The following is a 26,621-nucleotide window of genomic DNA, read 5'->3' on the forward strand; positions in this document are numbered from 1 at the left end:
CCTTCCACTGATTAGAACAACACTCTAAACAACGGATGGTCAAGAGGGAAACATTGACAGGGAGAGGGGCATTGACGGGCACACCCGGGAAGCGACACATTGAACGTCGCTCTAAACAACCGGGCGGCGGATCGAAGGAGACCAGCCATGCCGATAGAACAGCGCGGAGTCGACACCATCCCCGACGAGGAGCGGACCAGCGGTCCGCGCGACCTCGTGTCGATCCTGCTCGGCTCCAACCTCTGTCTCGGCGTGATCATCTTCGGCTGGCTGCCGCCGTCCTTCGGGCTCGACTGGTGGTCCTCGGTGAGCTCGGTCGTGGCCGGCACGGTGATCGGCACGGCGCTCACCGCTCCCCTGGCGCTGGTCTCGCTGCGCACGGCCACCAACCTCTCCACCTCCTCCGGCGCCCAGTTCGGTGTGCGCGGGCGGCTGGTCGGCTCGGTCGTGGGGCTGCTGCTCGCCCTCGGCTACACCGCGCTGACCGTGTGGATCGGCGGCGATGTGATGATCGGCGTCCTGCACCGGCTGTTCGGCCTGCCGGTGGACGGTCTCGCCTACGCCGTCGTGTACGCGCTCCTCGCCGCCGCCACCGTCGCGGGCGCGGTCTACGGCTACCGGGTGCTGCTCGCCATGTCCCGCGTCCTCGCGGTGGGCATGACCGCGCTCCTCGCGCTCGGCGTCCTCGCGTACGCGCCGCACTTCACCACCGCCGCGCTCCCCGGGGCGGGCGGCTACCTGCTCGGCTCGTTCTGGCCGACCTGGCTGCTGGCGGCGGTCGCGGCGGGCCTGTCCGGGCCCATCGCGTTCATCACCCTGCTCGGTGACTACACCCGGTACATCTCCCCGTCCCGGCACTCCTCGCGCAAGGTCCTGCACGCCACCTGGCTGGGCCTGATCGCCGGTCTGCTCGTCCCCCAGCTCTTCGGGACCTTCACGGCGTACGCGGCCCGCGCCGCCCTCGACTACGCGGGACCACTGGTCTCCGCCTCCCCCGCCTGGTACCTGGTCCCGCTCCTGCTCGCCGCCTCCGCGGGCTCGGTCGGCAACGCGGGACTGATGCTCTACTCGATGGGCCTGGACCTGGACGCGATCCTGCCGCGGGCCTCGCGCGCCCGGGCGACCCTCACGGTCGCCGTCGTCGCCACCGTCTGTGTCTTCGTCGGCCACTACGCCTGGAACGCGCAGTCCGCGATGACGTCCTTCGTCCTCCTCCTGACGGCCATCGGCACCCCGTGGGCGGTCATCACCCTCATCGGCTTCGCCCGCAGCCGCGGGAGCTACGACCCGGACGCCCTCCAGGTCTTCAACCGCCGCTCCCGGGGCGGGATCTACTGGTACCGCGCCGGCTGGAACGTCCGGGCGACGCTCTCCTGGGTGCTCGGCGCGTCCGTCGGCCTGCTCGCCGTGTCACTGCCCTCCTACGAGGGGCCCCTGCTGTCCCTCACCGGCGGGGTGGACTGCAGCTTCGTCCTGTCGGGGCTGGTGGGCGGGCTCGCGTACCTGACGCTGTCTCCGAAGGCGACGGCCCCGGCGACGGCGTCGGACCGGTTCGAGACCGGACAGGAACTGACTCGCACCGAAAGCGGGCTGTAACGCGTCCGTCCACGGCGCCGAGCCGAGCGGAGCAGCACGGCAGGCACCTACCCCCCTGTGAGGTGCGGCTGTGGCAGCCGTCCCGCCACCGCGCGGACACCCTTTGAGAGCATCACCTGACGGTGCGCCTCCGACCTGTACAGACCGGGGGTGCATCGATGTCCCCCGGCCTGACCGGACGTACCGCTACTGGGCGAGCAGCACGACCAGCATCGCCAGCCAGCACAGTGCGACAAAGGCCGGAAGCACCACCATCACAAGGCCCGTCGGAGACGAGTGCAGCCACGCCGCCCCCGGCTCGGCCATCTGGCGTCCCACGATCCTGTGCCCGCCGTGCCAGGCCATGTGCTCCTCCAAATCCACGACCGCGCTCTTACGGGCCTGCAGATAGCGCCGCCCGAACCGCAGCATGACGGCGAACGCCAGCGCCGACGCGAACCCGATCACCGTGATGATCACAGCAATGCCCAGCCCCATCCCTTCCGACTTCGCGCCCTCCTTGCCGAGCGTGAACGCCAGCGTGGCCGCGAGGCCCGCCGTGATGTAGAGGAAGTTGTTGAGCTTGTTCCAGTTGATGATGTCCTCGTGTTTGTACAGATCCACGGCGATCCCGTACTGCGTCTGCAGCATCGACTCGCGTGGCTTCCGCCACACCCACACCACCCGCAACCGGCCGTCCGGCGGCCTCAGCCGTGTCAGTTCCTCGAAGCCGAGCTTCCGGTGAAACCGTGTCGACGCCTCGTTGAGCGGCTCGCTCACCACCGCCGCGATCACCGGGTTGCTCGTCCACTGCCCCAGCACATGGTGGTAGAGCTGCGACGCAACCCCCTGCCGTGCCGCATCACGGGCCACACACACCTGCTTGATCACCAGAAAGCTGCCGAGCGTGGTCTTGATCCGATGATTCAGCCACTCATCGAGTCCGATCCGCTCGTCGCTGTACGCCAGCAGAAATCCCAGGACGTCGGTCCCCTTGACCGCCACGTAGAAATGCTCGGCCCTCACCAACGCCGCCCGGTACACCTCCTCGGTGTACCCGGACACCAAGAACCCGTCCTGGCTCGCAACAGCCGGATCAGTGCCCTCCAGGCTCCTGGACTGCGCCAGTTCGAGGATCCTCGGGACATGGTCCTGGGTCGCCCGTACGATCTCGATCGTCTCCATGGCAGGCACGGTCACGCCTTCACCCCCGGTGCGAATGAATGCACCAAACTACCCTCAGCGATGTCCACTTGACGATCCATCGGGTGAACGAGCGAGTCCGCCGCAGGCCACCGAAAGCAGGGGCACCGCGGAGGAGTGCTCCCGCGGCGGAGGGTCCGAGCGCGTCGGATCGGGCAGCTGATGGTGATGATCGTTTCGACCGGCCGGGAGCCGGAAGCGGGCACATGACACGACCTCGCAATCCATTACGGCACCGGTGCTGCGCACACGACGCATCGAACGGACTACCGGTCCCCGCACTCCTGTCGGGGAGGCGGGGACCGGTGGGACGCGTGGATCGCGGGGGACCGACGGACGCGAGGGGCGCGCGAGGGCCCCGGGAGACAGCGGGCCTAGCCCAGCGGGTGCATCCAGCCGTGCTGGTCCGTGCTGATGCCGCGCTGGATGTCGAGGAGTGCCTCGCGCAGCTTCATGGTGACCTCGCCGGGCTCGCCGCCGGACTGCTTCCACTCGGCGCCCGTGCGCTTGACCGTGCCGACGGGGGTGATGACCGCCGCGGTGCCGCAGGCGAAGACCTCGGTCAGCGTGCCGTTCTCGGCGTCGCGCTGCCACTGGTCGATGGAGACACGGCCCTCACGGGACTCGTAGCCGAGGTCGCGGGCCACGGTGAGCAGGGAGTCGCGGGTGACGCCCTCCAGGATGGAACCGGTGAGCGAGGGGGTGACGATCACCGGCTTCTCACCGGCCGCGCCGCCGTACACGAAGTACAGGTTCATGCCGCCGAGCTCCTCGATCCACTGGTGCTCGACCGCGTCGAGGTAGCAGACCTGGTCGCAGCCCTTGGCGGCGGCCTCGGCCTGCGCGAGCAGCGAGGCGGCGTAGTTGCCGCCGGTCTTGGCGTCGCCCATGCCGCCGGGGACGGCGCGCACGCGGTCCTCGGAGAGCCAGATGGACACGGGCTTCACGCCGCCGGGGAAGTAGGCGCCGGCCGGGGAGGCGATGACGAGGAACAGGTACTCGTTGGCGGGCTTCACCCCGAGCCCGACCTCGGTCGCGATCATGAACGGGCGGAGGTAGAGGGACTCCTCGCCGCCGTGCGCCGGGACCCAGGCCCTGTCCTGCTGGACCAGCACGTCACAGGCCTCGATGAACGTCTCCACCGGCAGCTCCGGCATGCCGAGGCGGCGGGCGGAGGCCTGGAAGCGGCGGGCGTTCTTGTCCGGGCGGAAGGTGGCGACGGAGCCGTCGGGCTGGCGGTAGGCCTTGAGGCCCTCGAAGATCTCCTGCGCGTAGTGCAGGGTCATGTTCGCCGGGTCGAGGGAGAGCGGGCCGTACGGAACGAGCTGACCGTCGTGCCAGCCGCGACCCTCGGTCCACTTGATCGTCACCATGTGGTCGGTGAAGTGGCGGCCGAACCCGGGGCTGGTGAGCAGTGCCTCGCGCTCCGCATCCGAGCGGGGCTGCGAAGAGGGCTTGAGCTCGATCGTGGGCGTCGTCATGAGTGGTTGTCCTTCACCGGTTGTGTGTGACGGGCCGCGCTCACGCCTGTACTGCCAGTGGCCAGTGCTAGGACGTCCGAGCATTCCCTCATTCGGCGGCTCCGCGTTCGATTATCGCGCGAGTATCGCGCGGTCGGGGCCGTGGACGAAAACGGGGTGAATGCGGCCCATGGGGTTGCCCAGGGGTTGATGGTGGCACCCGGCGAGGGCAGAAGAAAAGCCGCCGGGCGCTGTTGCGACCCGGCGGCTGCTTCGTTGGGGTGAGCGCGCGGGGTCAGCCGGCTACTCGTACGGCGAGCGCGTCGCCGATCTCCTCGGTGCTGCGGGCGGGCTGCCCGACGCGCTCGGCGAGGTCGGCGGAGACGGCGTCCTCGATGCGGGCGGCCTCGGGTTCGTAGCCGAGGTGGCGCAGCAGGAGGGCGACGGACAGGACGGTGGCGCTGGGATCGGCCTTGCCCTGGCCCGCGATGTCGGGCGCCGAGCCGTGCACGGGCTCGAACATCGAGGGGAACTCGCCGCTCGGGTTGATGTTGCCGGAGGCGGCGACGCCGATGCCGCCGGAGACGGCCGCGGCGAGGTCGGTGATGATGTCGCCGAAGAGGTTGTCGGTGACGATCACGTCGAAGCGCGCGGGGTCCGTGACGAGGTAGATCGTCGCGGCGTCCACATGGATGTAGTCCGTGGTGACCTCGGGGAACTCCTCGGCCACCTTGTTGAAGACGTTCGTCCAGAGGTGACCCGCGAAGGTCAGCACGTTGTTCTTGTGGACCAGCGTCAGCTTCTTGCGCGGGCGGGCCTGGGCGCGGGCGAAGGCGTCGCGGACGACACGCTCGACGCCGAAGGCCGTGTTGACGGAGACCTCGGTGGCGACCTCGTGCTCGGTGCCCTTGCGGATGGTGCCGCCGTTGCCGGTGTAGGGGCCCTCGGTGCCCTCGCGGACCACCACGAAGTCGATCTCGGGCTGGCCGGCCAGCGGGGTGGCGACCCCGGGGAGCAGCTTCGAGGGACGCAGGTTGACGTGGTGGTCGAAGGCGAAGCGCAGCTTGAGCAGGAAGCCCCGCTCCAGGACGCCGGACGGGACCGAGGGGTCGCCGATCGCGCCGAGCAGGATCGCGTCGTGCCGCTTCAGGGCATCGAGGTCGGCCTCGGTGAGGGTCTCCCCGGTCGCGTGGTACCGCCGGGCGCCGAAATCGAAGTCCTTGGTCTCCAGCTTCACATCCTGCGGGAGGACGGCGGAGAGCACCTTCAGCCCCTGGGCCACGACCTCCTGGCCGATGCCGTCACCGGGGATCACTGCGAGATTGATGCTGCGAGACATGAAGGCACCGTACTCCCTGTCCCATGGGATGACACGACGTGTCCGCCATACGGACGAGTCGGTGCTGCCGCACGCCAACCCGTCGCCCTGCGTTCACCCGTACGTAGGGCCCCCGTTGGACCTCGCTGGGAAGTTCTCGAACATGGACACTCCCGACGTCGGCATTCCCGAGCAGCTCGCGCGCCGTATGAGCATGGCCGAGCAGCACGAGTACCTGCGGACGAAGCTCACCCGGCGCCGCGCGCTGACCGCGGCGGGCGCCTTCGCCGGCGGTGGGCTGCTGGCCGGCTGCGCGTCCGGTCCGAAGAGCCCGGCGCGCGTGTCCACCCCGAGGGCGGGCTCCGCCACCGGGCAGGTGCACGGTTCCGCCGTCACGCCCTTCGGGCGCCATCTCGCCTTCGGCGCGGACCCGAAGACCCAGATGCGGATCTCCTGGCAGGTGCCCCTGGCGGTCCGGAAGCCCTACGTGCGGGTGGGGCTGACGCCCTGGGGGCTGAGCCGGCGGATCGAGGCGGAGGTCCGTGACCTGCACACACCGGGCCTCACCGGTCAGCGGTTCGCGCTGGACCAGTACTACCTGCACGCGGCGCTGGACAACCTGCGGCCCGGCACGACGTACTACTACGGAGTCGGCCACGAGGGGTTCGACCCCGCGTCACGGGAGCGGCACTCCACGGTCGGCTCCTTCCGTACCGCGCCCGCGCGTCCGGAGAAGTTCGTCTTCACCGCCTTCGGCGACCAGGGAGTCACCCCCGACGCGCTCGCCAACGACAAGGTGCTGCTCGGCCGGCACCCGGCCTTCCACCTGCACGCGGGCGACATCTGCTACGCGGACTCGGTGGGCCTCGGCGCGAAGTCCGACATCTACGACCCCAGCGCCTGGGACCTGTTCCTCAGGCAGACCGAGTCGGTGGCGAGGTCGGTGCCGTGGATGGTGACGACCGGCAACCACGACATGGAGGCCTGGTACTCGCCGAACGGGTACGGCGGCCAGTCGGCACGCTGGTCCCTCCCGGACAACGGCTTCGACGCCCGCCGGGCGCCGGGCGTGTACTCCTTCACCTACGGCAACGTCGGCATCGTGGCGCTGGACGCGAACGACGTGTCGTACGAGATCCCCGCCAACAAGGGCTACACGGACGGCCGGCAGACGGCGTGGCTCGACCGGCGGCTCGGTGAACTGCGCGGGAGCGTCGACTTCGTGGTGGTCTTCTTCCACCACTGCGCCTACTCGACCTCGACCCACGCCTCCGACGGCGGCGTGCGGGACGCCTGGCTTCCGCTGTTCGCCAAGCACCAGGTGGACCTGGTGATCAACGGGCACAACCACGTGTACGAGCGCACCGACGCCGTCAAGGACGGCAGGGTGGGCAGGCCGGTGCCGGTCGGCGCGTCGACCGATCCGACTCGGGACGGGATCGTGTACGTCACCGCGGGCGGGGCGGGCAAGAGCCTGTACCGCTTCCCCGCCGGGGTGAAGGACAGCTACGAGGGGAAGACCACGCGCCACGAGCCGGTCAGGACCTTCCACTGGACGAAGGCGCGGCAGCAGCAGCACGACACCGTGGAGTGGTCGCGCGTGCGCTACACCGGCTACTCCTTCCTCTCGGTGGAGGCGGAGACCGGCGCGGCGCCGACGCTCAAGGTGTCGGCGCTCGCCCAGGACGGCAGGCGGATCGACTACTTCGAGGTGCGGCGCGGAGCGTGACCCCGCGCCGCACCTCGGTCGGGTGCGGCTCCCGGCTCGTGGGACGGATGACTCACAGGCCGCGCGGGACCCGGCTGCGGGCCCGGCGCGCGGCTTGGACGGGGGCGGGCCTCAGTGGCCCGTCTCACCGCCGTTGTCCCTGCGGTCCAGGGCTCGCTGGAGGGCGGCGGCCGCGTTCTTGCGGTCGGACTCGCTCGAACGGGAAACGTGACGGACTCGGCGGACGGTCGTCTCGGCCATGATGAATCGACTCCTTAGCCTCCGGAGACCCGGAACGGGCGGCCGGAAGTGCGGTGAGGGATTACGAGACGCCGGAAGGGGCGGGGAGCGGTGCCGCAGGGGTTGCCTGCCAGGGGCGCCGGCTCACGACCGCCATTCGCTTGGTCTAGCGAGACGTTCGGCTCCTACCAAGCTAAGCGAGGACGGAGCATCTGTCTCCACAATTACTCGGACTTCCTACTATCTGAGACGGCGGATCGGGTCACCCGGGTCTGACCAGCACCGACGCTCCGCGCGGCATCACCCGCCGCGGGGTGCAGCCGCAGGGCACCCAGGGTCGGCAGCAGGCAGAGCGCGCCGAGCACCACGAACGCGACGGCGTACGCCGAACGCGGCGCGTCCGTCAGCGCCGCTCCCCCGCGCAGTGCGATCGAGGCGACGGCCACCCCCAGGCCCGCGGCCAACTGGTGCGAGGTCGCGAAGAGGGCGTTGGCGTCGCGCAGCCGCTCGGGCGCGGTCTCGCTGAACGCGATCGTCGCGTAACCGGAGAGCCCGACCGAGCGGGCGACACCGCCGAGCGCCGTGACCACCGCGATCACCACGACCGGCGTCGTGGCGGTGAACAGCGCGCAGGCCGCGGTCGTGACCGCGAGCCCCAGCGTGGCGACGATCAGCAGCGGCCGGAACCCGAAACGGTTGATGAGGTACGTCGTCGCGGGCTTGATGCCGATGTTGCCGGCGAAGACGAACAGCACCACCGCGCCCGACTTCACCGCGCTCCAGCCGAACACCTCCTGGAAGAGAAGAGGGAGCAGGAAGGGGAGGGCGGAGACGACCGCCATGCAGAGCGAGCCGTCGAGCGCCGAGGCCCGGAAGGACGGGACGTCCAGGGTGCGCAGGTTGATCAACGGGTGCGAGGTGCGCAGCAGATGGCGTCCGCCCGCGGCCAGCGCGGCGGTGGCGGCGAGTGCGGTCACCACCACCGCCACGGGATCGCTGCCCGCCCCGGAGACCAGATGGGCCGCCCAGGTCAGGGCCGCGAGTCCGGAGCAGACGAACACGATGCCGGGCACGTCCAGCGGCGGTGGCGTCCCGTGCGGGCCCGCCTCGATCAGACGGCGCGCGACGAGGAAAGCGACGACACCGAGTGGCACGTTCAGCAGGAAGATCCAGTGCCAGGAGGCGTACGTGGCGATCAGGCCGCCGAGCAGCGGCGCGAGCACCGGGGCGACGAGACCGGGCCACACGATGTACGCGACGGCGCGCGTCAGGTCCCGTCTGGCGGTCCCGGCGAGGACGACCAGCCGGCCGACCGGCACCATCATCGCGCCGCCTGCGCCCTGCAGGACGCGCGTGCCGACGAGCACGCCGAGGTTCGGGGCGAACGCGCAGGCCAGGGACGCGACGGTGAAGACCGTGATCGCGGCGAGGAAGACGCGGCGCGGGCCGAACCGGGCGGTGAGCCAGCCCGAGAGGGGGATGAGGACGGCGAGGGTGACGAGGTAGGCGGTGACGACCAGGCCCACGGAGGCGGGGCCGGTGTGCAGGTCACGGGCTATCCGCGGGACGGCGGTCGACACGATCGTGCCGTCCAGCATCTCCATGAAGAAGCAGCCCGCGACGAGGAGCGCGGTGCCGCGCTGACGCGAATCCATCATGGGTCCAGGTTCAGGGCGCCGATTGCTGTACACAAGGTCCGATTGCTTCACGTAGCCTTGCGTCTCATGCAGCAATTGCCGTCGGGGGCCGCGTCGGCCACGCCCCTTCCCGACATGAACCTCCTGCCCGCCCTCGACGCCCTGCTCCGCGCGGGCAGCGTGGCGGGCGCCGCGGCCGAGCTGAACGTGTCGCCCTCGGCGATGAGCCGCACCCTGGGCCGCCTGCGCCGGGTGGTCGGCGACCCGCTCCTCGTCCCGTCGGGGCGCGGGCTGGCCCTGACACCCCGGGCGCGGGAGATGCGGCCCCTGGTGCGGGAGGCGCTGGCGGGTGCGCTGGCGGCGCTGCGTCCGCCGAGGGACGTCGACCTCGCCTCCCTGCACAGGGAGTTCAGGATCCGTACGAACGACGGGATCGCCATGTCGCTCGGTGCCCCGCTGCTGGCGCTGGCGGCCCGGGAGGCGCCCGGCGTGCGGCTGCGGCTGCTGCCGGAGGGCGAGGAGGACCCGGCGGATCTGCGCACCCATGTCGACCTGGACGTGGGCGAGTTGCCGGATCCGCTGCCGCACGACGTACGGAGCTCCGCGCTGTACGCGCGCCGGATGGTGGCCGTGGCACGGGCCGGTACGGATCTGGCCCGCGAGCCGCTGACGCCCGAGCGGTTCGCCGCGCTGCCGCACCTCACGGTGACGCGGCGCGGCCGGGCGCACAGTGTGGTGGACGAACGTCTCGCCGCGCTCGGTCTGCGCCGCGACGTCCTGGCCACCGCCCCGACCTACGGCGCGGCCTGCTTCTTCGCACTGCGCACGGACGCGCTGGCGCTGATCCCCTTCGAGGTCGCGGCGGAGGCGACGCGGGTGATGCCGCTGGTGGCGCTGGAGATCCCGCTCGACCTGCCCCTGGTCGCGTCGGGCCAGGCGTGGCACCTTCGGCTGGACACCGATCCGGCGCATCGGTGGCTGCGGGGGGCGTTGGAACGGGTGGCGGGTGCGGCGGGTGCGGCGCCGGCGGTGACCGGTGACGTCGCGCGCACGGCCGGATGACACGGATCGGTACGGTCCGGTGCGGTCGAGACGGGACCGGGCCTCGCGGGGCGCGTCGGGGTGCCGGTCACAGGACGTCCCCCTCCCGCCAGTCGAAGACCAGTTCATGGGCCGGGTCGAGGGCACCGTGCGGGAGGCGGCCGGGGGAAACCGTGGTGACGACGGGCCGTACGAAGGTGCTGCCCTCCTCGTCCGGCAAGCGCACGACGCCTCCCGGCCCCAGGGCGCAGATCCGGCCCGGCCAGCGCTGCCAGCCACGGGCGGCGTACAGGGGGCCGCCCTCCTCGCTCGCGGACAGCGCGCCCAACGCGTACGAGCCCTCGATCACCCGCTCCAGGGCCGCCATGACCCGGCCGCCCAGCCCCCGTCTGCGCACGTCGGCCCGGACGCCCACGGCCTCCACGTAGCCGACCCGCAGCGAGCGCCCGCGGTGCAGCACCCGGCGCTGGATCACGGAGCCGTGGCCCGCGAGGCCCTGGTCGTCGTGGACGAGCGCGTGGATGCCACCGAGGCCGTGGTCCCAGTCCTCGTCACCGAAGTCCCCGCCGAAGGCGTCGTCCAGGAAGGCGCGGACCGCGTGGAGTTCGGCGGGCGCGAGGTCCGCGGTGTGGGCGGTCCGCAGTCGGGTGGCCATCCGCCCAGTATCCCGGCGCCCCCCGTGGCCGTCGATCGCCTCGTGCGCCGGGCCGCCGGCCGGTGCGGGCGACGGAGGGCGGCCGGTACGACGGCGTCCGTGAGCACGCACGCGGGCCGGCCGGCCGCCCTGATCGGCGACCGCCCGGCCCGCGTCGGACGTCCCGTGGGGGTCAGCCCATGTGGGGGTACGTGTAGTCGGTCGGCGGGACCAGCGTCTCCTTGATGGCGCGGGTCAGCGTCCAGCGCATCAGGTTCTGCGGGGCGCCCGCCTTGTCGTTCGTGCCCGAGGCACGGCCGCCGCCGAAGGGCTGCTGGCCGACGACGGCGCCGGTCGACTTGTCGTTGATGTAGAAGTTGCCCGCGGCGTAGCGGAGCTTCTCCATCGTGTACGCGGCGGCCGCGCGGTCGCCCGCGACGACCGAGCCGGTCAGCGCGTAGTCGGAGGCCGACTCCATCTGGGTCAGCATCGCGTCGTACGCGTCGTCCTCGTAGACGTGCACGGCGAGGAACGGACCGAAGTACTCGGTCTTGAAGACCTCGTTCTCCGGGTCCGAGCACTCGACGACCGTCGGACGCACGAAGTAGCCGACCGAGTCGTCGTACGAGCCGCCCGCGACGACCGTGCAGGCCGGGTCGGACTTCGCCCGGTCGATCGCCGCCTTGTTCTTGGCGAAGGACCGCTCGTCGATGACCGCGCCGATGAAGTTCGACAGGTCGGTGACGTCACCCATGGTCAGGTGGTCGATCTCGGCCGCGAACTCCTCCTTGAACCCGGAGTTCCAGATCGACGCCGGGATGTAGGCGCGGGAGGTCGCGGAGCACTTCTGGCCCTGGTACTCGAAGGCACCGCGGGTCAGGGCCGTCTTGAGGATGGCCCGGTCGGCCGACGGGTGGGCGACCACGAAGTCCTTGCCGCCGGTCTCGCCCACCAGGCGCGGGTACGAGCGGTACTTCTCGATGTTGGCGCCGACCGTCTTCCACAGGTACTGGAAGGTCTTGGTCGACCCGGTGAAGTGGATGCCCGCGAGATCACGGTGCTCCAGCGCCACCTCGGAGACCTCGATGCCGTCACCGGTGACGAGGTTGATGACGCCCTTGGGCAGACCGGCCTCCTCCAGGAGCCGCATCAGCAGCACGGCGGCGTGGGTCTGGGTCGGGGACGGCTTCCAGACGACGACGTTGCCCATCAGCGCGGGAGCCGTCGGCAGGTTGCCCGCGATCGCCGTGAAGTTGAAGGGCGTGATCGCGTAGACGAAGCCTTCGAGCGGGCGGTGGTCGAGGCGGTTCCAGACGCCCGGCGAGTTGGCCGGGGGCTGCTCGGCGAGGATCTGGCGGGCGTAGGCGACGTTGAAGCGCCAGAAGTCGACCAGTTCGCACGGGCAGTCGATCTCGGCCTGCTGGGCCGTCTTCGACTGGCCGAGCATCGTGGAGGCCGCGAGGGTCTCGCGCCAGGGGCCGGCCAGCAGCTCGGCCGCGCGCAGGATGATCGCGGCGCGGTCGTCGAAGGACATCGCGCGCCAGGCGGGCGCGGCGGCGAGGGCCGCGTCGATGGCGTCCTGGGCGTCGGCCCGGGTGGCGTGCGCGCCGGTGCCGATGACGGCCTTGTGGTTGTGCGGCTGCACGACCTCGAAGCGCTCACCGCCACCGAGCCGCTTCTCGCCGCCGATGGTCATCGACAGCTCGATCGGGTTCTCGGCCAGCTCCTTGAGCTTGGCCTCCAGACGGGCGCGCTCCGGCGAGCCGGGGGCGTAGCCGTGCACCGGCTCGTTGACGGGGGTGGGGACCTGGGTCACAGCGTCCATGTGTTCCGTACTCCTTAGTGAGCGGTGGTTCGGACTCAGCCCTTGGTGAGGATCGAGCGGGCGAAGAAGAGCAGGTTGGCGGGCTTCTCCGCGAGGCGGCGCATGAAGTAGCCGTACCAGTCGGTGCCGTAGGCGGTGTAGACCCGCATGCGGTGGCCCTCGGCGGCGAGCCGCAGGTGCTCCTCGCCGCGGATGCCGTACAGCATCTGGAACTCGTACTCGTCGAGCTTGCGGCCGGCCTTGCGGGCCAGCTCCTGGGCGATGGAGATCAGGCGCGGGTCGTGGGACCCGATCATCGGGTAGCCCTCGCCCTCCATCAGGATGCGCAGGATACGGACGTACGCCTTGTCGGTCTCGGCCTTGTCCTGGTAGGCGACCTCGGCGGGCTCCTTGTAGGCGCCCTTCACGAGGCGTACGCGGCTGCCGCTCGCGGCGAGGCGCCGGGCGTCGGCCTCGGTGCGGAACAGGTAGGCCTGGATGACGCAGCCGGTCGCGGGGAAGTCCTTCCGCAGCTCCTCGTGGATGGCGAACATCGAGTCGAGGGTGGTGTGGTCCTCGGCGTCCAGCGTGACCGTGGTGCCGATCGCGGCCGCGGCCTCGACGACCGGGCGGACGTTGGCGAGCGCCAGCTCGTGGCCTCCGTCCAGCGCCTGGCCGAACATCGAGAGCTTGACGGACATCTCGGCCTTGGTGCCGAGGTCCAGTTCCCTGAGGTGCTCGATGAGCTCCAGATAGGCGTCGCGGGCGGCGAAGGCCTGATCGCGCGTGGTGATGTCCTCGCCGACCACGTCCAGGGTGACCGCGAGACCCTTGGCGACGGCGTCCTGGACGACCGGGACGACCTGGTCGACGCTCTCACCGGCGATGAAGCGGGCCACCACCTGCTTGGTGCCGGGGGCCGCCGACACGAAACGGCGCATGCGGTCGCTGCGCGACGCGGCGAGAATCACGGGACCCAGCACGGGCACCTCCACGGAAAGTACGGACGGCCGCGAACCCGCACGGACAACACGCGGGGACGGCACGGGGAACCACCGTGAAACCTAAGGATCCCCCTGATCCTCGGCCATCGACAGCTGTCACGCATCCGTGCCCTGGATCTCAGACATCTGTATGAAGGGTGAGGGGAGATGGGGGAGAATGCCCGTGTGACGGGCGATTTCAAGGCGGGCAGGACGGCCGGCGGCGGTGAGTACCAGGAGCTGGTCGACGAGATCTCGGCGCTGCTCGACGCCCCCGCGACCCTGGAGAACCGGGACTTCGAGCTGATCGCCTTCGCCGCGTACGGGAGCGACGGCGACGACGATTTCGACGCGGCCGCCCTCGACCCCGTCCGTACCCGCTCGATCCTCACCCGCCGCTCCACCCCGGCGGTCCGCGCCTGGTTCGAGGGCTTCGGCATCGCCCGGGCCACGGCCCCGGTCCGCATTCCGCCGACCCCGGAGGCGGGGGTCTACCGGGGACGCGTCTGTCTCCCCGTACGCCATCGGGGTGTCGTGCTGGGATACGTGTGGCTCCTGGACGACGACCCCGGGCCGGCGCGGGAGCGGCTGGACGCCGCCATGGAGGTCGCCTCCCGCATCGGCGCGCTGCTCGCGGACGAGGCACAGGCGGGCGCGGACCTGACCCGCGAGCTGCGGGCCGTGCTCACCGCCGAACGGGGCTGGCAGCGGGACATGGCCGTGGCCGAACTGCGGACGGCGCTCGGCCCGCGCGGTGAGGGTCTGCACACGCTGGTGTGCGTCGCGCCCTGGCCCTCGGCCGACCCGGACGACGCTCCGTCGGCCCGTACGGTGCCGGGTGCCACCGCCCTGTGCACGGTGCCGTGGAGCGGTGGTGCCTCCGCCGCCGGTGAAGGGGCGGAGCCCGGCTGGAGCCTGGCGCTGCTGGTCCGGCTGCGCTCGCCCGAGGTGCTGACCCCGGCGCTCACGGCGGCCGTCCGGTTCGTACGGGAGGCGGCGGGAGAGCGCGCCGGAGGCACCGGAGCCTCGGGAGCACGGGCGGCGGCCGGGGTCGCGGGGGCGCGGGTGGGGCTCGCGGAGCTGGGGGCCGGCTGGCAGGAGGCGTCCGCCGCCGCCCGCGCGGTCCTCGCCGAGCCCCGCCTCGGCCCGGTCGCCGAGTGGTCGTCGATCGGCCCGTACCGCCTCCTCACCACTCTCCCTCCGGAGGCCGCCCGGGACCCCGCCGTGCGCACGCTCCTCTCCCCCGCCCACCACGAACTCGCGCGCACCGCCGAGGTGTTCCTCGACTGCGCGGGCCAGGCGGGGCGGACCGCGGCCGAACTGGGCATCCACCGGCAGACGCTCTACTACCGTCTCTCCCGCGTCGAGCAGCTGACGGGCCTCGACCTGGACGACGGGGAGGACCGCCTGCTGCTGCACATGGCGCTCAAGGCGGCACGGCTGTGAGGAGAGCGGGGCACTCCCCTCTCCGCTCGGCCGGGGCCACCCGGGCGAGCGGCCCCGGCCGAGCGGGTGAACGGGCCGCCGGGGACGGTCACGGGGACACCGCGCCGTCCCGTCGGGCCGCCCCCGCCGCCTCGATCACGCGGCGCAGCCCCTCCGTCAGGTCGTCCGCGGTCGACGCGCTCGCCGGGTCGAAGAGCCACTGCACCATCAGCCCGTTGAGGAGCGCCTGGTAGAAGCCGCCGACGGACTTCACGGTCCGCTCGTCGAGGGTCTCCTCGTCCAGGCCCAGCAGCATCGCGGCCAGCCCGGCCCGCCCCTCGGTCTGCGCCTGCGCCAGCAGGTCGCGCAGCTGCGGCACCCGCTCCCCCTGTGTCACGACCTCCATGCTGGCCGCCCACACGGGCCGGTACTCCTCGAAGGAATCCAGCATCCGCGCCCACACGCTGTGGAAGCGTTCCACGGAACCCCCGGCCGTGTCCTCCCGCTCCGGATGATGGCCCGACTTCTCGCCCCACTCCTGCACGAGTTCCACGAAGGCCTGGGTGAGCAAGGCGTCCTTCGACCCGTAGTGGTAGCCGATGGAGGCCAGGTTCGTCCCCGACTCCTTCACGATGTCGCGCGCGGTCGTGCGCACGAACCCCTTCTCCAGCAGGCAGCGCTTGGCGCCTTCGAGCAGATCCTCACGGTGTCCCATGCGGGTCACCCTACCCTCGATCCATACAAACGTCTCAGACATACGTCACACACGAGCGTCCCAAACGAGCGTCCTACACACCCGTACTAGACAAGCGTTTAAGACGCTCGTACAGTCCCTGCCATGACGAACCCGACGCGCACGACTCCCGCACCCGGCGCACGCGCCGGCCGCCGCGAATGGACCGCCCTCGGTGTCCTGATGCTTCCGCTGCTCCTCGTCTCCATGGACGTGTCGGTCCTCTACTTCGCGATCCCCGCGATCAGCGCGGACCTGGAACCGAGCGGCACCCAGCAGTTGTGGATCTTCGACATCTACGCGTTCGTGCTCGCCGGCCTGCTGATGACGATGGGATCGCTCGGCGACCGCATCGGCCGTCGCAGGCTCCTTCTGTTCGGCGCCGCCGCGTTCGGTGGGGCGTCCGCCCTCGCCGCCTACGCCGACAGCGCGGGGACACTGATCGCGGCCCGCGCGCTCCTCGGCGTCGGCGGCGCGACCCTGATGCCGTCGACGATGGCGATCATCCGCACGATGTTCACGGACCCCGGTCAGCGCGCGAAGGCCATCGGTCTGTGGTCCGGCGTCATGACCGGTGGCGTCGCGCTCGGCTCGGTGATGAGCGGAATCCTGGTGCAGTACTTCTGGTGGGGCTCCGTCTTCCTGGTCAACCTGCCCGCGATGGCACTGCTGCTGGTCCTCGGCCCGGTCCTGCTCCCCGAGTCCAGGAACCCGCGGCCCGGCCGCTTCGACCTGCCGAGCGTCCCACTGTCGATGGCGGCCGTGCTGCCCGTCATCTACGGCATCAAGGAAATCCCCTCCGAGGGCTGGAAGTTCGGGTACGTCCTCTCGATCGTCGTCGGCCTCCTCTTCACCGCCCTCTTCGTCCGACGTCAGCGCACCGCCGAATCCCCGCTGGTCTCCCCCGAGTTGTTCCGCGGCCGCGGCTTCGCGCCGGCCGTCGCCCTCAACCTCGTCTCCTCGTTCGGGATGATGGGTTCGGCGTACTTCACCACCCAGTACCTGCAGTCGGTGCTGGGCAAGAGCTCCATGGAGGCCGCCCTGTGGGCGCTGCTCCCGACGGTCCTGGTCGGCGTCGCCGCGCCGGTGGCCGCGCAGTTGGTGCAGAAGGGCGTGCACCGCGCCCATGTCGTCTCCGGCGGATTCGCCCTAGGCGCCTGCGGCTACGGGCTGCTGGCGCTCACCGGCACGGACTCGCTGTGGTGGGCACTCGCCGGAGCCGGTGTCCTCGCCGCCGGCATCGTCGTCGTCATGTCCCAGATGATGGACCTGGCGCTGAGCACGGTCCCCGCCGCCAACGCGGGCGTCGCCTCCTCCCTGCTGGAGACCGGCGCGGAGTTCGGGGGTGCGCTGGGCATGGCCGTCCTGGGCTCGATCGGCACGGCGGTCTATCGCCACGGGATTCCGTCCGACGCGCCGGACGCGGCCCGCGAGACCCTGGGCGGCGCCCTGGCGGTGGCCCACCAGCTGCCCGGCGACGCCGGCGGGGCACTGGTCCGGGCGGCCCGCGAGGCCTTCACCGACGGGATGCACGCGGCGGCGGTCACGGGTGCGGTGCTGCTGGTCGGCGCGGCGGTGCTCGCCTCGGCGACGCTTCGGCGGGTGCGGGTGCGGGAGGACGCGGTCGGGGCGCCGCACCGGGAGCAGACTTCCGTCTGACACCCGCCGCGCGCTCTTGGCACCCCGGGGTTCTCGCCCCCGCCGCCCCTACCCGACCCATCCTGTACCTGGGGGCTCCGCCCCCAGACCCCCTGTCGGCCTGAACGGCCTCGCCCTCAAACGCCGGACGGGCTGGAGACGCGGGCCTGGGCTGCGGATTTTCAGCCCGTCCGGCGTTTGAGGACGAGCCCTTCGGGCGAAGCGGGGGTCCAGGGGGCGGCAGCGCCCCTGGCGGGGGTCCGGGGGCGGAGCCCCCTGGGACGGGACGCGTGCCAGGATGGTGGTTGTGGCACAGACATTCGGTACGCCGCTCATAGGCCGCGCCAGCGAACTCGCCCGGCTCACCGAGGTGCTGGACCGAGCCAGGAACGGCACCCCGCGCGCGGTGCTCGTCTCCGGAGACGCCGGCGTCGGCAAGACCCGTGTCCTGACGGAGGCCGCCGCCCACGCCACCCGCACGGACATGACGGTGCTGACAGGCCACTGCGTGGACCTCGGCGACGTGGGCCTGCCCTACCTCCCGTTCACCGAGATCCTCGGCGTCCTCGCCGCGGACGAGCGCTTCGCGGCCGCGTTCGCCGCCCACCCGGCGGTCGACCGACTGCTCGGCACCGGAACCGGCGGCGGAACCGGCCCCGGCACCCCCGACGGCACCGCGGACGCCGGCGGCCGCCTGCGGCTGTTCGAGGGGGTGGCCGCCCTGCTGGCCGCCGTCGCCGACATCACCCCCCTCCTCCTGGTCCTCGAAGACCTCCACTGGGCCGACCAGTCCTCCCGCGACCTGCTCCGCTTCCTCCTCAGCCGCGGGCTCCTCCAGAACGCGGCGCCCGGTGCCCCGGCCCACCGCCTGGCCGTCTTCGCCTCCTACCGCGCGGACGACCTGCACCGCCGCCACCCCCTGCGCCCCCTGCTCGCCGAGCTGGTCCGGCTGCCCTCCGTGGACCGTCTCGAACTGCGCCCGATGGCCGACGCCGAGGTGGCCCGCCTGGTACGCGCCCTGCGGGCGGAGGTCCTCTCCGACACCACCGTCCGCCGTATCGTCGAACGCGCCGAGGGCAACGCCTTCTACGCGGAGGAGCTGCTCGCCGCGCTGCCCGGCGACGTCGACCCGGCCACCCCCGCCATGCCGAGCGGCCTCGCCGACGTACTCCTCATCCGCATCGAGCAACTGTCCGACACCGCCCAGCAGGTGCTGCGCACGGCCGCGGTCGCCGGACGGCGCGTCGAGCACGGCCTGCTGCACGACGCCCTGCAACTGCCGCAGGACACCCTGGAGTCGGCGCTGCGCGAGGCCGTCGGACGACAGCTCCTGGTCCCCGGCGAGGACGGCACCTACTCCTTCCGGCACGCCCTGACCCGGGAGGCCGTCTACGCCGATCTGCTACCGGGCGAGCGAGTCCGGCTGCACGGTACGTTCGCCGGACTCCTTGCCGGGCAGGCCCGTTCGGCCGAGCGCGCCCACCACTCGCGCGAGAGCCACGACCTGGCGGACGCGCTCACCGCCTCCCTGGAAGCCGCCGACCACGCCCAGGTTCTCGGCGCGCCCGCCGAGGAGCTGCGTCACCTGGAGACCGTGCTCGAACTGTGGTCCGCGGTGGACCCCGCCGCCCGCCCACGGACATCCGGCCCCGTGACGCTCACGCTGCGCGCCTCCGCGGCCGCCGCGCACGCCGGCGACGCCCACCGGGCGGTCTCCCTCACCCGCGCCGCACTCGCCCGGGCGGGTTCGGACGCCGACTCGGAGCTCGCCGCCCGCGTCCGCTACACCCTCGCGGGCAATCTGATGCGTGTCGACAGCACGAAGGCCGCCTACACGTACAGCAGTGAGGCGCTGGCCATGATCCCGGCCGAGCCCCCCTCGCACACCTGGGTGTGGGCCGCGGCCACCCATGTCATGGCCGCGCGGTACATGGGCCACGACGAGGACGCCCACCGTGTCGCCCGGCAGGCCCTGCGCACCGCCGAGGAACTCCGGCTGCCCGACGCCCAGGCCGACCTGACCATCTCCCTCGTCGGTCTGGACGGCGGCAACCGGCGGACCCCGCGGGGCCGGGAGCGACTGCGCCGGGCCCGTGACCTGGCCCGGCAGGCGGGCAACGTCTCCGTCGAGATGCGCGCGCTCTTCAACCTGGCCATCGGATGCTACGAGTCCGGGGCACTGGACGAGTGCCTGACCTGGCTCTCCGAGGGGCTGGAGCGAGCGGGCCGCTCCGGACTCCTGTCCTCGCCGTACGCGCTGGAGCTGCGCTACCTCCAGTCCCTGATCCTCTACACCCTGGGCCGCTGGGACGAGTGCGCCCGGGCGGCCGCCGCCGACGCCGAACGGCTGCCTCCGGCGGGCGCTTTCGCCACCGGTCCCGCGCTGTACGTGGCGCTGGCGCGTGGCGAGCAGGGGGCCGTCGAGCGGGCCCGCGCCCTGCTCGACGGGCCGTTCGACTGGATGGCCTCACTCGTCGCGGGCATCGTGCTGACCGACGCCGCGGCGCTGCGCGGGGACGCCGAGGGCGCCGTCGCGGCCATGCGCGAGAGCCTCGCGGCCCTCAGCGACGGCTCCGGCAGCGAGCGGCCCGACATCGGGGTGCGGCTCGCCGCGCTCGCGCTCTCCGCGGTCGCCGACGCGGCCGTACGGCTGCGTCTGACCGGCGACGAGGCCGGGGCCCTGCGCTGGGCGGCCACCGCCTCCGAACTGGTGGAGGTCGCCCGGAGCACCGCCGCCAAGGGCGAGGACGGGACGCGGCAGGGCCCGGAAGGCCTCGCCTGGCTGGCCCGCGCCGAGGCGGAGTGGCTGCGCGCGCACGCCCAGACGGAGAGCGCCGCGCGGGAACGGGCCGTCTCCGCGTGGGAATCGGCCGTCAGCGCGTTCGGCTACGGCGATCCCTACGAACTGGCGCGCTCCAGACGGCGGTTCGCCGAGGCTTTGGTCGCGGCGGACCGGCGCGAGGAGGCCGCCGGGCAGGCCCGCGCCGCCCGTGACATCGCCGACCGGCTCGGTGCCGTACCGCTGCGCGAGGAGGTGGACGCCCTGATCCGGCGCGGCCGTCTCGCCGGCTCACCGTCCGCCGCGGATCGCATCGCGGCCCTGACCGCCCGCGAGAGCGACGTCCTGCGGCTGCTCGCGCGGGGCCGCACCAACCGCCAGATCGGCGAGGAGCTGTTCATCAGCGGCAAGACGGCGAGCGTCCATGTCTCCAACATCCTCGGCAAGTTGGGCGCCGCCGGCCGCACGGAGGCGGTGGCCATCGCCTACCGCGAGGGCCTGATCGAACCGGAGCCCACCGCGTCCGCCTGAGGCCTTGGCCCCACGCCCGCGGATCCGCCCCCGCGGGTCCCCCGTCGACACCCGGCCGATGTCGATCCGCCACAGGCTCGTCCGCCGCCGAACCGCGGGCCGTCCGCCCACCGGCGACCACCGGCGCACGACCGAGGGCCGGGCCCCCGAAGGTGGCCCGGCCCTCGATGGCGGACGTCAGACGAGGTTCACCGACCGGGCCGACGTGGCGCCGATCTCCTCGGCCACCTCGTTGAGGACACCCTGCGGGACCGTGTCGTCGACGGTGAGGACCGCGAGGGCCTCGCCGCCCGCGGCCGCGCGGGCCACCTGCATGCCGGCGATGTTGATGCCCGCCTCGCCGAAGACGCGGCCGACGGTGCCGACGACACCGGGACGGTCCTCGTAGCGCAGCACGACCATGTGGTCGGCGAGGGCGAGGTCCACGTCGTACTCGCCGACGGCGACGATCTTCTGCAGGTGCTTGGGGCCGGCGAGCGTGCCGGAGACCGCGACCTCCTGGCCGTCGCCGAGCGTGCCGCGCACGGTGACGACGTTGCGGTGGTCCGGGGACTCCGAGCTGGTCGTCAGGCGCACCTCGACACCGCGCTCCTGGGCGAAGAGAGGGGCGTTGACGTACGACACCGTCTCCGCGACGACGTCCTCGAACACACCCTTGAGCGCGGAGAGTTCGAGCACCTTCACATCGTGCTGGGTGATCTCGCCGTACACCTCGACGTCGAGGCGGACCGCGACCTCGCCCGCCAGCGCGGTGAAGATGCGGCCGAGCTTCTCGGCGAGCGGCAGGCCCGGCTTGACGTCCTCGGCGATGACACCGCCCTGCACGTTCACCGCGTCCGGGACCAGCTCACCGGCGAGCGCCAGACGCACCGAACGGGCGACGGAGACACCGGCCTTCTCCTGCGCCTCGTCCGTGGAGGCGCCGAGGTGCGGGGTGCAGACGACCTCGTCGAGCTCGAAGAGGGGGGAGTCCGTGCAGGGCTCCTTCGCGTACACGTCCAGGCCCGCGCCCGCGACGCGGCCCTCCTTGAGCGCCGAGTACAGCGCCTCCTCGTCGACGATCCCGCCGCGCGCGGCGTTGACGATCCGTACCGACGGCTTGACCTTGTGCAGCGCCTCGTCACCGATGAGACCGACCGTCTCGGGGGTCTTGGGCAGGTGCACCGTGATGAAGTCCGCGACCTCGAGCAGCTCGTCCAGCGACAGGACCTTGACGCCCATCTGCGCGGCCCGGGCAGGCTGGACGTAGGGGTCGTAGGCGACGACCTTCATGCCGAACGCCGACATGCGCTGGGCGACCAGCGCGCCGATGCGGCCGAGTCCGACGACACCGAGGGTCTTCTCGGCCAGCTCGACGCCGGTGTACTTCGAGCGCTTCCACTCGCCGTTCTTCAGCGCCGAGTTGGCCTGCGGAATGTGCCGCGCGGTGGCCAGCAGCAGACCACAGGCCAGCTCGGCGGCGGTCACGATGTTGGAGGTGGGCGCGTTGACGACCATCACGCCGGCCTTGGTGGCGGCGGAGACGTCGACGTTGTCCAGGCCGACGCCGGCTCGTGCGACGACCTTCAGCTTCTTCGCGGCGGCGACCGCCTCGGCGTCGACCTTGGTGGCCGAACGGATCAGGATCGCGTCGACGTCGGCGATCGCGGGCAGCAGCTCGGCACGGTCCGCGCCGTTGCAGTGCCGGATCTCGAAGTCCGGGCCCAGGGCGTCAACAGTCGCGGGCGACAGCTCTTCAGCGATGAGTACGACAGGTTTCGAGCTCACGTGAGTCCTCACAAGTCCAATGCGGACGGCCGTCCCGACGGCCGCGGGCGAGTGGAGGGATGTAGCGGCCTCGGGGAGGTGCGGGTGCGTTCTCGCGTCGTCCGGAGCGTGCTCTCGGTCTGCCGGACGGGGCTCTCGTAGCGGAAGCTACTCGGGCCCGTGACCGGTGCGGCGAGAGTGCGTGCCGGGCGGCGCGGGGGCGTGCCTGCAGATCTTCGGGGTCGCTCGAGCCGCGTGGAAGACGCACGACGCTGTGGGCCTGACGCGTATGTTGTGCAGCAGTGTAGTGCCGTAACAGGGGTCTTCTTGCGCCTCTGTGGAAGGATCACTCGTCCGTGGCTGGACGGTGTGTACAACGTCGCGCTCACGGGCATTACCCAGGGTCAGACCGAAGGGCCGGAGCAGGTCCGCTCCGGCCCTTTCGGCCGTTCGGCTTACGCCTCGTCGTCGTTGACCCACGACATGAGCTTGCGGAGCTCCTTGCCGGTGGTCTCCAGGAGGTGGTTCTGGTCCTGGGTCTTGTACTCGTTGTACTTCTTCAGACCGGAGTGGTACTCCTCCATCCAGTTCCTGGCGAACGTGCCGTCCTGGATCTCGGCGAGGATCTGCTTCATCTCGGCCTTGGTGGCGTCGGTGATGATGCGCGGGCCGGTGACGTAGTCGCCCCACTCGGCGGTCTCGGAGATCGACCAGCGCATCTTCTCCAGGCCGCCCTCGTACATGAGGTCGACGATGAGCTTCAGCTCGTGGAGGCACTCGAAGTACGCGATCTCCGGCTGGTAGCCGGCCTCGGTCAGGGTCTCGAAGCCCGCCTTGACCAGCGCCGCGGTACCACCGCAGAGGACGGCCTGCTCACCGAACAGGTCAGTCTCGGTCTCCTCGGTGAAGGTCGTCTTGATGACGCCGGCGCGGGTGCCGCCGATGCCCTTCGCGTACGACAGCGCCAGCTCGAAGCCGTTGCCGGTCGCGTCCTGCTCGACGGCCGCGATGCAGGGCACGCCGCGACCCTCCTCGTACTGGCGGCGGACCAGGTGACCCGGGCCCTTCGGGGCGACCATGCAGACGTCGACGCCGGCCGGCGGCTTGATGAAGTCGAAGCGGATGTTCAGGCCGTGACCGAAGAACAGCGCGTCGCCGTCCTTGAGGTTGTCCTTGATGGACTCCTCGTAGACCTGGGCCTGGATCGGGTCCGGCACCAGGATCATGATGACGTCGGCCTCGGCGGCGGCCTCCGACGGCGTCACCACGCGAAGGCCCTGCTCCTCGGCCTTCGCCTTGGACTTGGAGCCCTCGTGCAGACCGACGCGGACGTCGACACCCGAGTCGCGCAGCGACAGCGCGTGGGCGTGGCCCTGGCTGCCGTAGCCGATGACCGCGACCTTGCGGCCCTGGATGATGGACAGGTCGGCGTCGTCGTCGTAGAACAGCTCGGCCACTGGGGTTCTCCTTGGTGTGCGGTGTCGCGTCCCACCGTACGGCGGGCGGGGGAGGGAAAGTTTCCGGGTCTCGGCATACGGGCGGTCGGCGATCACCGGCCGCCCGTTCCGGGACTCAGGCTGATCGGTCGAGCGCGCGCAGCGACCGGTCCGTGATCGAACGCGCCCCGCGTCCGATCGCGATCGTGCCGGACTGGACGAGCTCCTTGATGCCGAACGGCTCCAGCATCTTGAGCATGGCCTCCAGCTTGTCGCTGCCGCCGGTGGCCTCGATGGTGACGGCCTCCGGGGAGACGTCCACGGTCTTGGCGCGGAACAGCTGGACGATCTCGACGATCTGGGAGCGCGTCTCGTTGTCGGCGCGCACCTTCACCAGAACGAGTTCGCGCTGCACCGCCGCGCCGGGCTCCAGCTCGACGATCTTCAGGACGTTGACGAGCTTGTTGAGCTGCTTGGTGACCTGTTCGAGCGGCAGTGCCTCGATCACGTTCACCACGATGGTGATGCGGGAGATGTCCGGGTGCTCGGTGATGCCGACGGCGAGCGAGTCGATGTTGAAGCCGCGGCGCGAGAACAGCGCGGTGATCCGGGCGAGGACACCGGGCTTGTTCTCGACGAGGACGGAGAGGGTGTGCTTGGTGCTCATGGTTCGGACTCGGCTCTCTCTCAGTCGTCTTCGTTGTCGCCGAAGTCGGGGCGGACGTCCCGGGCTGCCATGATCTCGTCGTTCGAGGTGCCGGCGGCGACCATCGGCCACACCATGGCGTCCTCGTGGACGATGAAGTCGACCACGACGGGGCGGTCGTTGATCGAGTTCGCCTCTTCGATGACCTTGTCGAGGTCGTCCGGGGACTCGCAGCGGATGGCGTAGCAGCCCATCGCCTCCGACAGCTTCACGAAGTCCGGGACGCGGGTGCCCGCGCTCGGCTGCTTGCCGTCAGCGCCCGGGCCGCTGTGCAGCACGGTGTTGGAGTAGCGCTGGTTGTAGAAGAGGGTCTGCCACTGGCGGACCATCCCGAGGGCGCCGTTGTTGATGATGGCGACCTTGATCGGGATGTTGTTCAGGGCGCAGGTGGTGAGCTCCTGGTTGGTCATCTGGAAGCAGCCGTCGCCGTCGACCGCCCAGACCGTGCGGTCCGGCTGCCCCGCCTTGGCGCCCATCGCGGCCGGCACCGCGTAGCCCATCGTCCCGGCGCCGCCGGAGTTCAGCCAGGTCGCGGGGGTCTCGTACTGGATGTAGTGCGCGGCCCACATCTGGTGCTGGCCGACGCCCGCGGCGAAGATCGTGCCCTCCGGCGCGAGCTGTCCGATGCGCTCGATGACCTGCTGCGGCGACAGCGAGCCGTTGTCGGGCTGCTCGTAACCCAGCGGGTAGGTCTCGCGCCAGCGGTTGAGGTCCCTCCACCAGGCGCTGTAGTCGCCGCGGTGCCCCTCGCTGTGCTCCTTCTGCACGGCCTGGACCAGGTCGGCGATGACCTCGCGGGCGTCCCCGACGATCGGCACGTCGGCCGCGCGGTTCTTGCCGATCTCGGCCGGGTCGATGTCGGCGTGGACGATCTTGGCGTACGGGGCGAAGCTGTCCAGCTTGCCGGTGACGCGGTCGTCGAAGCGGGCTCCGAGGGCGACGATCAGGTCGGCCTTCTGCAGCGCGGTGACGGCGGTGACCGCACCGTGCATGCCCGGCATTCCCACGTGCAGTTCGTGACTGTCGGGGAATGCGCCGAGCGCCATCAGGGTGGTGGTGACGGGCGCTCCGGTGAGTTCGGCGAGGACCTTCAGCTCGGCGGTGGCACGGGCCTTGAGCACACCGCCGCCGACGTAGAGCACGGGCCGCTTCGCCTGCGTGATCAGCTTGGCGGCCTCGCGGATCTGCTTGGCGTGCGGCTTGGTCACCGGCCGGTAGCCGGGCAGGTCCATGGTGGGCGGCCACTGGAAGGTGGTCTGCGCCTGGAGGGCGTCCTTGGCGATGTCGACGAGGACCGGGCCGGGGCGGCCGGTGGAGGCGATGTGGAAGGCCTCCGCGATCGTCTTCGGGATGTCCTCGGCCTTGGTGACCAGGAAGTTGTGCTTGGTGACCGGCATGGTGATGCCGACGATGTCCGCCTCCTGGAAGGCGTCCGTGCCGATCGCCTTGGACGCGACCTGCCCGGTGATCGCCACGAGCGGCACCGAGTCCATGTGCGCGTCGGCGATCGGCGTCACCAGGTTGGTGGCACCCGGACCACTGGTCGCCATGCAGACGCCGACCTTGCCGGTGGCCTGCGCGTACCCGGTGGCCGCGTGGCCCGCGCCCTGCTCGTGACGGACGAGCACGTGCCGCACGCGCTGGGAGTCCATCAGCGGGTCGTAGGCCGGAAGGATCGCGCCGCCGGGGATGCCGAACACCGTGTCGGCCCCTACCTCCTCGAGAGAACGGATGAGGGACTTGGCACCCGTCACCTGTTCGGGCGCGGACTGCTGTCCTCCGGAACGGGGCCGCGGCTGCGGATGATGGGCCCCGGTGGCCTGCTCGGTCATCGTCATTCTCTTCTCGATGCTGAGGGTTTTTGCGAGGTTTGTGCGGTGTACGACTGGTGCCTGTGCAACAAAAAACCCCTCGTGCCGTGAGGCAAGCGAGGGGAGCGCGCCGGGTGCGGTCGCTGGGTGTTCCGGGTCGGTCCGGTGATCACCAGCTTCAGCCGACGCGCTTTCCAAGTACGAGAATTCGGG

19 protein-coding genes are annotated in these 26,621 nt (G+C 71.3%); 6 read left to right on the forward strand and 13 right to left on the reverse strand.

The genetic code is table 11. From position 1 onward, the window contains the following. The first annotated feature begins 147 nt into the window (after positions 1–147). Entirely contained in the window at positions 148–1,596 is a 1,449-nt protein-coding gene (locus OG199_RS14430; protein WP_405829783.1) for a cytosine permease, read from the forward strand. Positions 1,597–1,782: 186 nt separating this feature from the next. Here OG199_RS14430 and OG199_RS14435 read toward each other — a convergent pair whose 3' ends face one another. From OG199_RS14435 to OG199_RS14445, 3 genes are all read right to left on the reverse strand, one after another. Further along, on the reverse strand, positions 1,783–2,760 hold the full coding sequence (locus OG199_RS14435; RefSeq protein ID WP_356801835.1) for a GNAT family N-acetyltransferase: 978 nt from the start codon (positions 2,758–2,760) through the stop codon (positions 1,783–1,785). A 392-nt stretch (positions 2,761–3,152) separates the two neighbouring features. Then, positions 3,153–4,259 carry a branched-chain amino acid aminotransferase gene (locus OG199_RS14440; protein ID WP_405829785.1) on the reverse strand — a complete coding sequence of 369 codons (1,107 nt, stop codon included), beginning with the start codon at positions 4,257–4,259 and terminating at the stop codon, positions 3,153–3,155. A 274-nt stretch (positions 4,260–4,533) separates the two neighbouring features. After that, positions 4,534–5,577 (reverse strand): 3-isopropylmalate dehydrogenase, encoded by a 1,044-nt coding sequence (locus OG199_RS14445; protein WP_401799877.1) that lies wholly within the window; start codon positions 5,575–5,577, stop codon positions 4,534–4,536. Positions 5,578–5,719: 142 nt separating this feature from the next. Between OG199_RS14445 and OG199_RS14450 the strand changes: the two genes are divergently transcribed. After that, the gene (locus tag OG199_RS14450) at positions 5,720–7,285 is read left to right on the forward strand and encodes a purple acid phosphatase family protein (protein ID WP_405829788.1); all 1,566 of its coding nucleotides are present in this window, start codon (positions 5,720–5,722) and stop codon (positions 7,283–7,285) included. Positions 7,286–7,396: 111 nt separating this feature from the next. On the opposite strand, the gene OG199_RS14455 is transcribed toward OG199_RS14450, so the two are convergent. Further along, on the reverse strand, positions 7,397–7,525 hold the full coding sequence (locus OG199_RS14455; protein WP_095852449.1) for a hypothetical protein: 129 nt from the start codon (positions 7,523–7,525) through the stop codon (positions 7,397–7,399). A 203-nt stretch (positions 7,526–7,728) separates the two neighbouring features. Further along, on the reverse strand, positions 7,729–9,162 hold the full coding sequence (locus OG199_RS14460) for an MFS transporter (protein WP_405829790.1): 1,434 nt from the start codon (positions 9,160–9,162) through the stop codon (positions 7,729–7,731). Between the two features lie 66 nt (positions 9,163–9,228). On the opposite strand from OG199_RS14460, the gene OG199_RS14465 reads away from it, so the two are divergent. Beyond that, positions 9,229–10,203: a LysR family transcriptional regulator gene (locus tag OG199_RS14465; RefSeq protein ID WP_356801842.1), complete on the forward strand. Its 975-nt coding sequence runs from the start codon at positions 9,229–9,231 to the stop codon at positions 10,201–10,203. A 67-nt stretch (positions 10,204–10,270) separates the two neighbouring features. Here the strand turns inward: OG199_RS14465 and OG199_RS14470 are convergent, their stop codons facing one another. From OG199_RS14470 to OG199_RS14480, 3 genes are all read right to left on the reverse strand, one after another. Next, positions 10,271–10,837, reverse strand: a complete 567-nt coding sequence (locus OG199_RS14470; protein WP_405829792.1) for a GNAT family N-acetyltransferase — start codon at positions 10,835–10,837, stop codon at positions 10,271–10,273. Positions 10,838–11,009: 172 nt separating this feature from the next. Beyond that, the gene (gene pruA / locus OG199_RS14475) at positions 11,010–12,641 is read right to left on the reverse strand and encodes an L-glutamate gamma-semialdehyde dehydrogenase (RefSeq protein ID WP_356801846.1); all 1,632 of its coding nucleotides are present in this window, start codon (positions 12,639–12,641) and stop codon (positions 11,010–11,012) included. A gap of 35 nt (positions 12,642–12,676) precedes the next feature. Further along, positions 12,677–13,603: a proline dehydrogenase family protein gene (locus tag OG199_RS14480; RefSeq protein WP_356801848.1), complete on the reverse strand. Its 927-nt coding sequence runs from the start codon at positions 13,601–13,603 to the stop codon at positions 12,677–12,679. 168 nt (positions 13,604–13,771) lie between these two features. Here OG199_RS14480 and OG199_RS14485 point away from each other — a divergent pair, with 168 nt between their 5' ends. Beyond that, positions 13,772–15,049, forward strand: a complete 1,278-nt coding sequence (locus OG199_RS14485; protein ID WP_405829794.1) for a PucR family transcriptional regulator — start codon at positions 13,772–13,774, stop codon at positions 15,047–15,049. 88 nt (positions 15,050–15,137) lie between these two features. Here the strand turns inward: OG199_RS14485 and OG199_RS14490 are convergent, their stop codons facing one another. Then, on the reverse strand, positions 15,138–15,743 hold the full coding sequence (locus OG199_RS14490; RefSeq protein ID WP_356801852.1) for a TetR/AcrR family transcriptional regulator: 606 nt from the start codon (positions 15,741–15,743) through the stop codon (positions 15,138–15,140). A 123-nt stretch (positions 15,744–15,866) separates the two neighbouring features. On the opposite strand from OG199_RS14490, the gene OG199_RS14495 reads away from it, so the two are divergent. Both OG199_RS14495 and OG199_RS14500 read left to right on the forward strand, forming a co-directional pair. Then, positions 15,867–17,420, forward strand: coding sequence for an MFS transporter (locus OG199_RS14495; RefSeq protein WP_405829795.1), 1,554 nt, complete (start codon positions 15,867–15,869; stop codon positions 17,418–17,420). Between the two features lie 277 nt (positions 17,421–17,697). Further along, positions 17,698–20,709: an AAA family ATPase gene (locus OG199_RS14500; RefSeq protein WP_405829796.1), complete on the forward strand. Its 3,012-nt coding sequence runs from the start codon at positions 17,698–17,700 to the stop codon at positions 20,707–20,709. A 177-nt stretch (positions 20,710–20,886) separates the two neighbouring features. Here the strand turns inward: OG199_RS14500 and serA are convergent, their stop codons facing one another. The 4 genes from serA to OG199_RS14520 all read right to left on the reverse strand — a co-directional run bounded on the left by serA (position 20,887) and on the right by OG199_RS14520 (position 26,435). Beyond that, the gene (gene serA, locus OG199_RS14505) at positions 20,887–22,476 is read right to left on the reverse strand and encodes a phosphoglycerate dehydrogenase (RefSeq protein WP_359495124.1); all 1,590 of its coding nucleotides are present in this window, start codon (positions 22,474–22,476) and stop codon (positions 20,887–20,889) included. A gap of 434 nt (positions 22,477–22,910) precedes the next feature. Continuing rightward, entirely contained in the window at positions 22,911–23,912 is a 1,002-nt protein-coding gene (gene ilvC / locus OG199_RS14510) for a ketol-acid reductoisomerase (RefSeq protein ID WP_266701535.1), read from the reverse strand. Between the two features lie 115 nt (positions 23,913–24,027). Next, on the reverse strand, positions 24,028–24,558 hold the full coding sequence (gene ilvN / locus OG199_RS14515) for an acetolactate synthase small subunit (protein ID WP_148010603.1): 531 nt from the start codon (positions 24,556–24,558) through the stop codon (positions 24,028–24,030). 20 nt (positions 24,559–24,578) lie between these two features. Beyond that, the gene (locus OG199_RS14520; RefSeq protein WP_356803891.1) at positions 24,579–26,435 is read right to left on the reverse strand and encodes an acetolactate synthase large subunit; all 1,857 of its coding nucleotides are present in this window, start codon (positions 26,433–26,435) and stop codon (positions 24,579–24,581) included. Positions 26,436–26,621 lie beyond the last annotated feature (186 nt).

Source organism: Streptomyces sp. NBC_01176, assembly GCF_045039825.1.
In the GTDB taxonomy this organism is placed as follows: domain Bacteria; phylum Actinomycetota; class Actinomycetes; order Streptomycetales; family Streptomycetaceae; genus Streptomyces.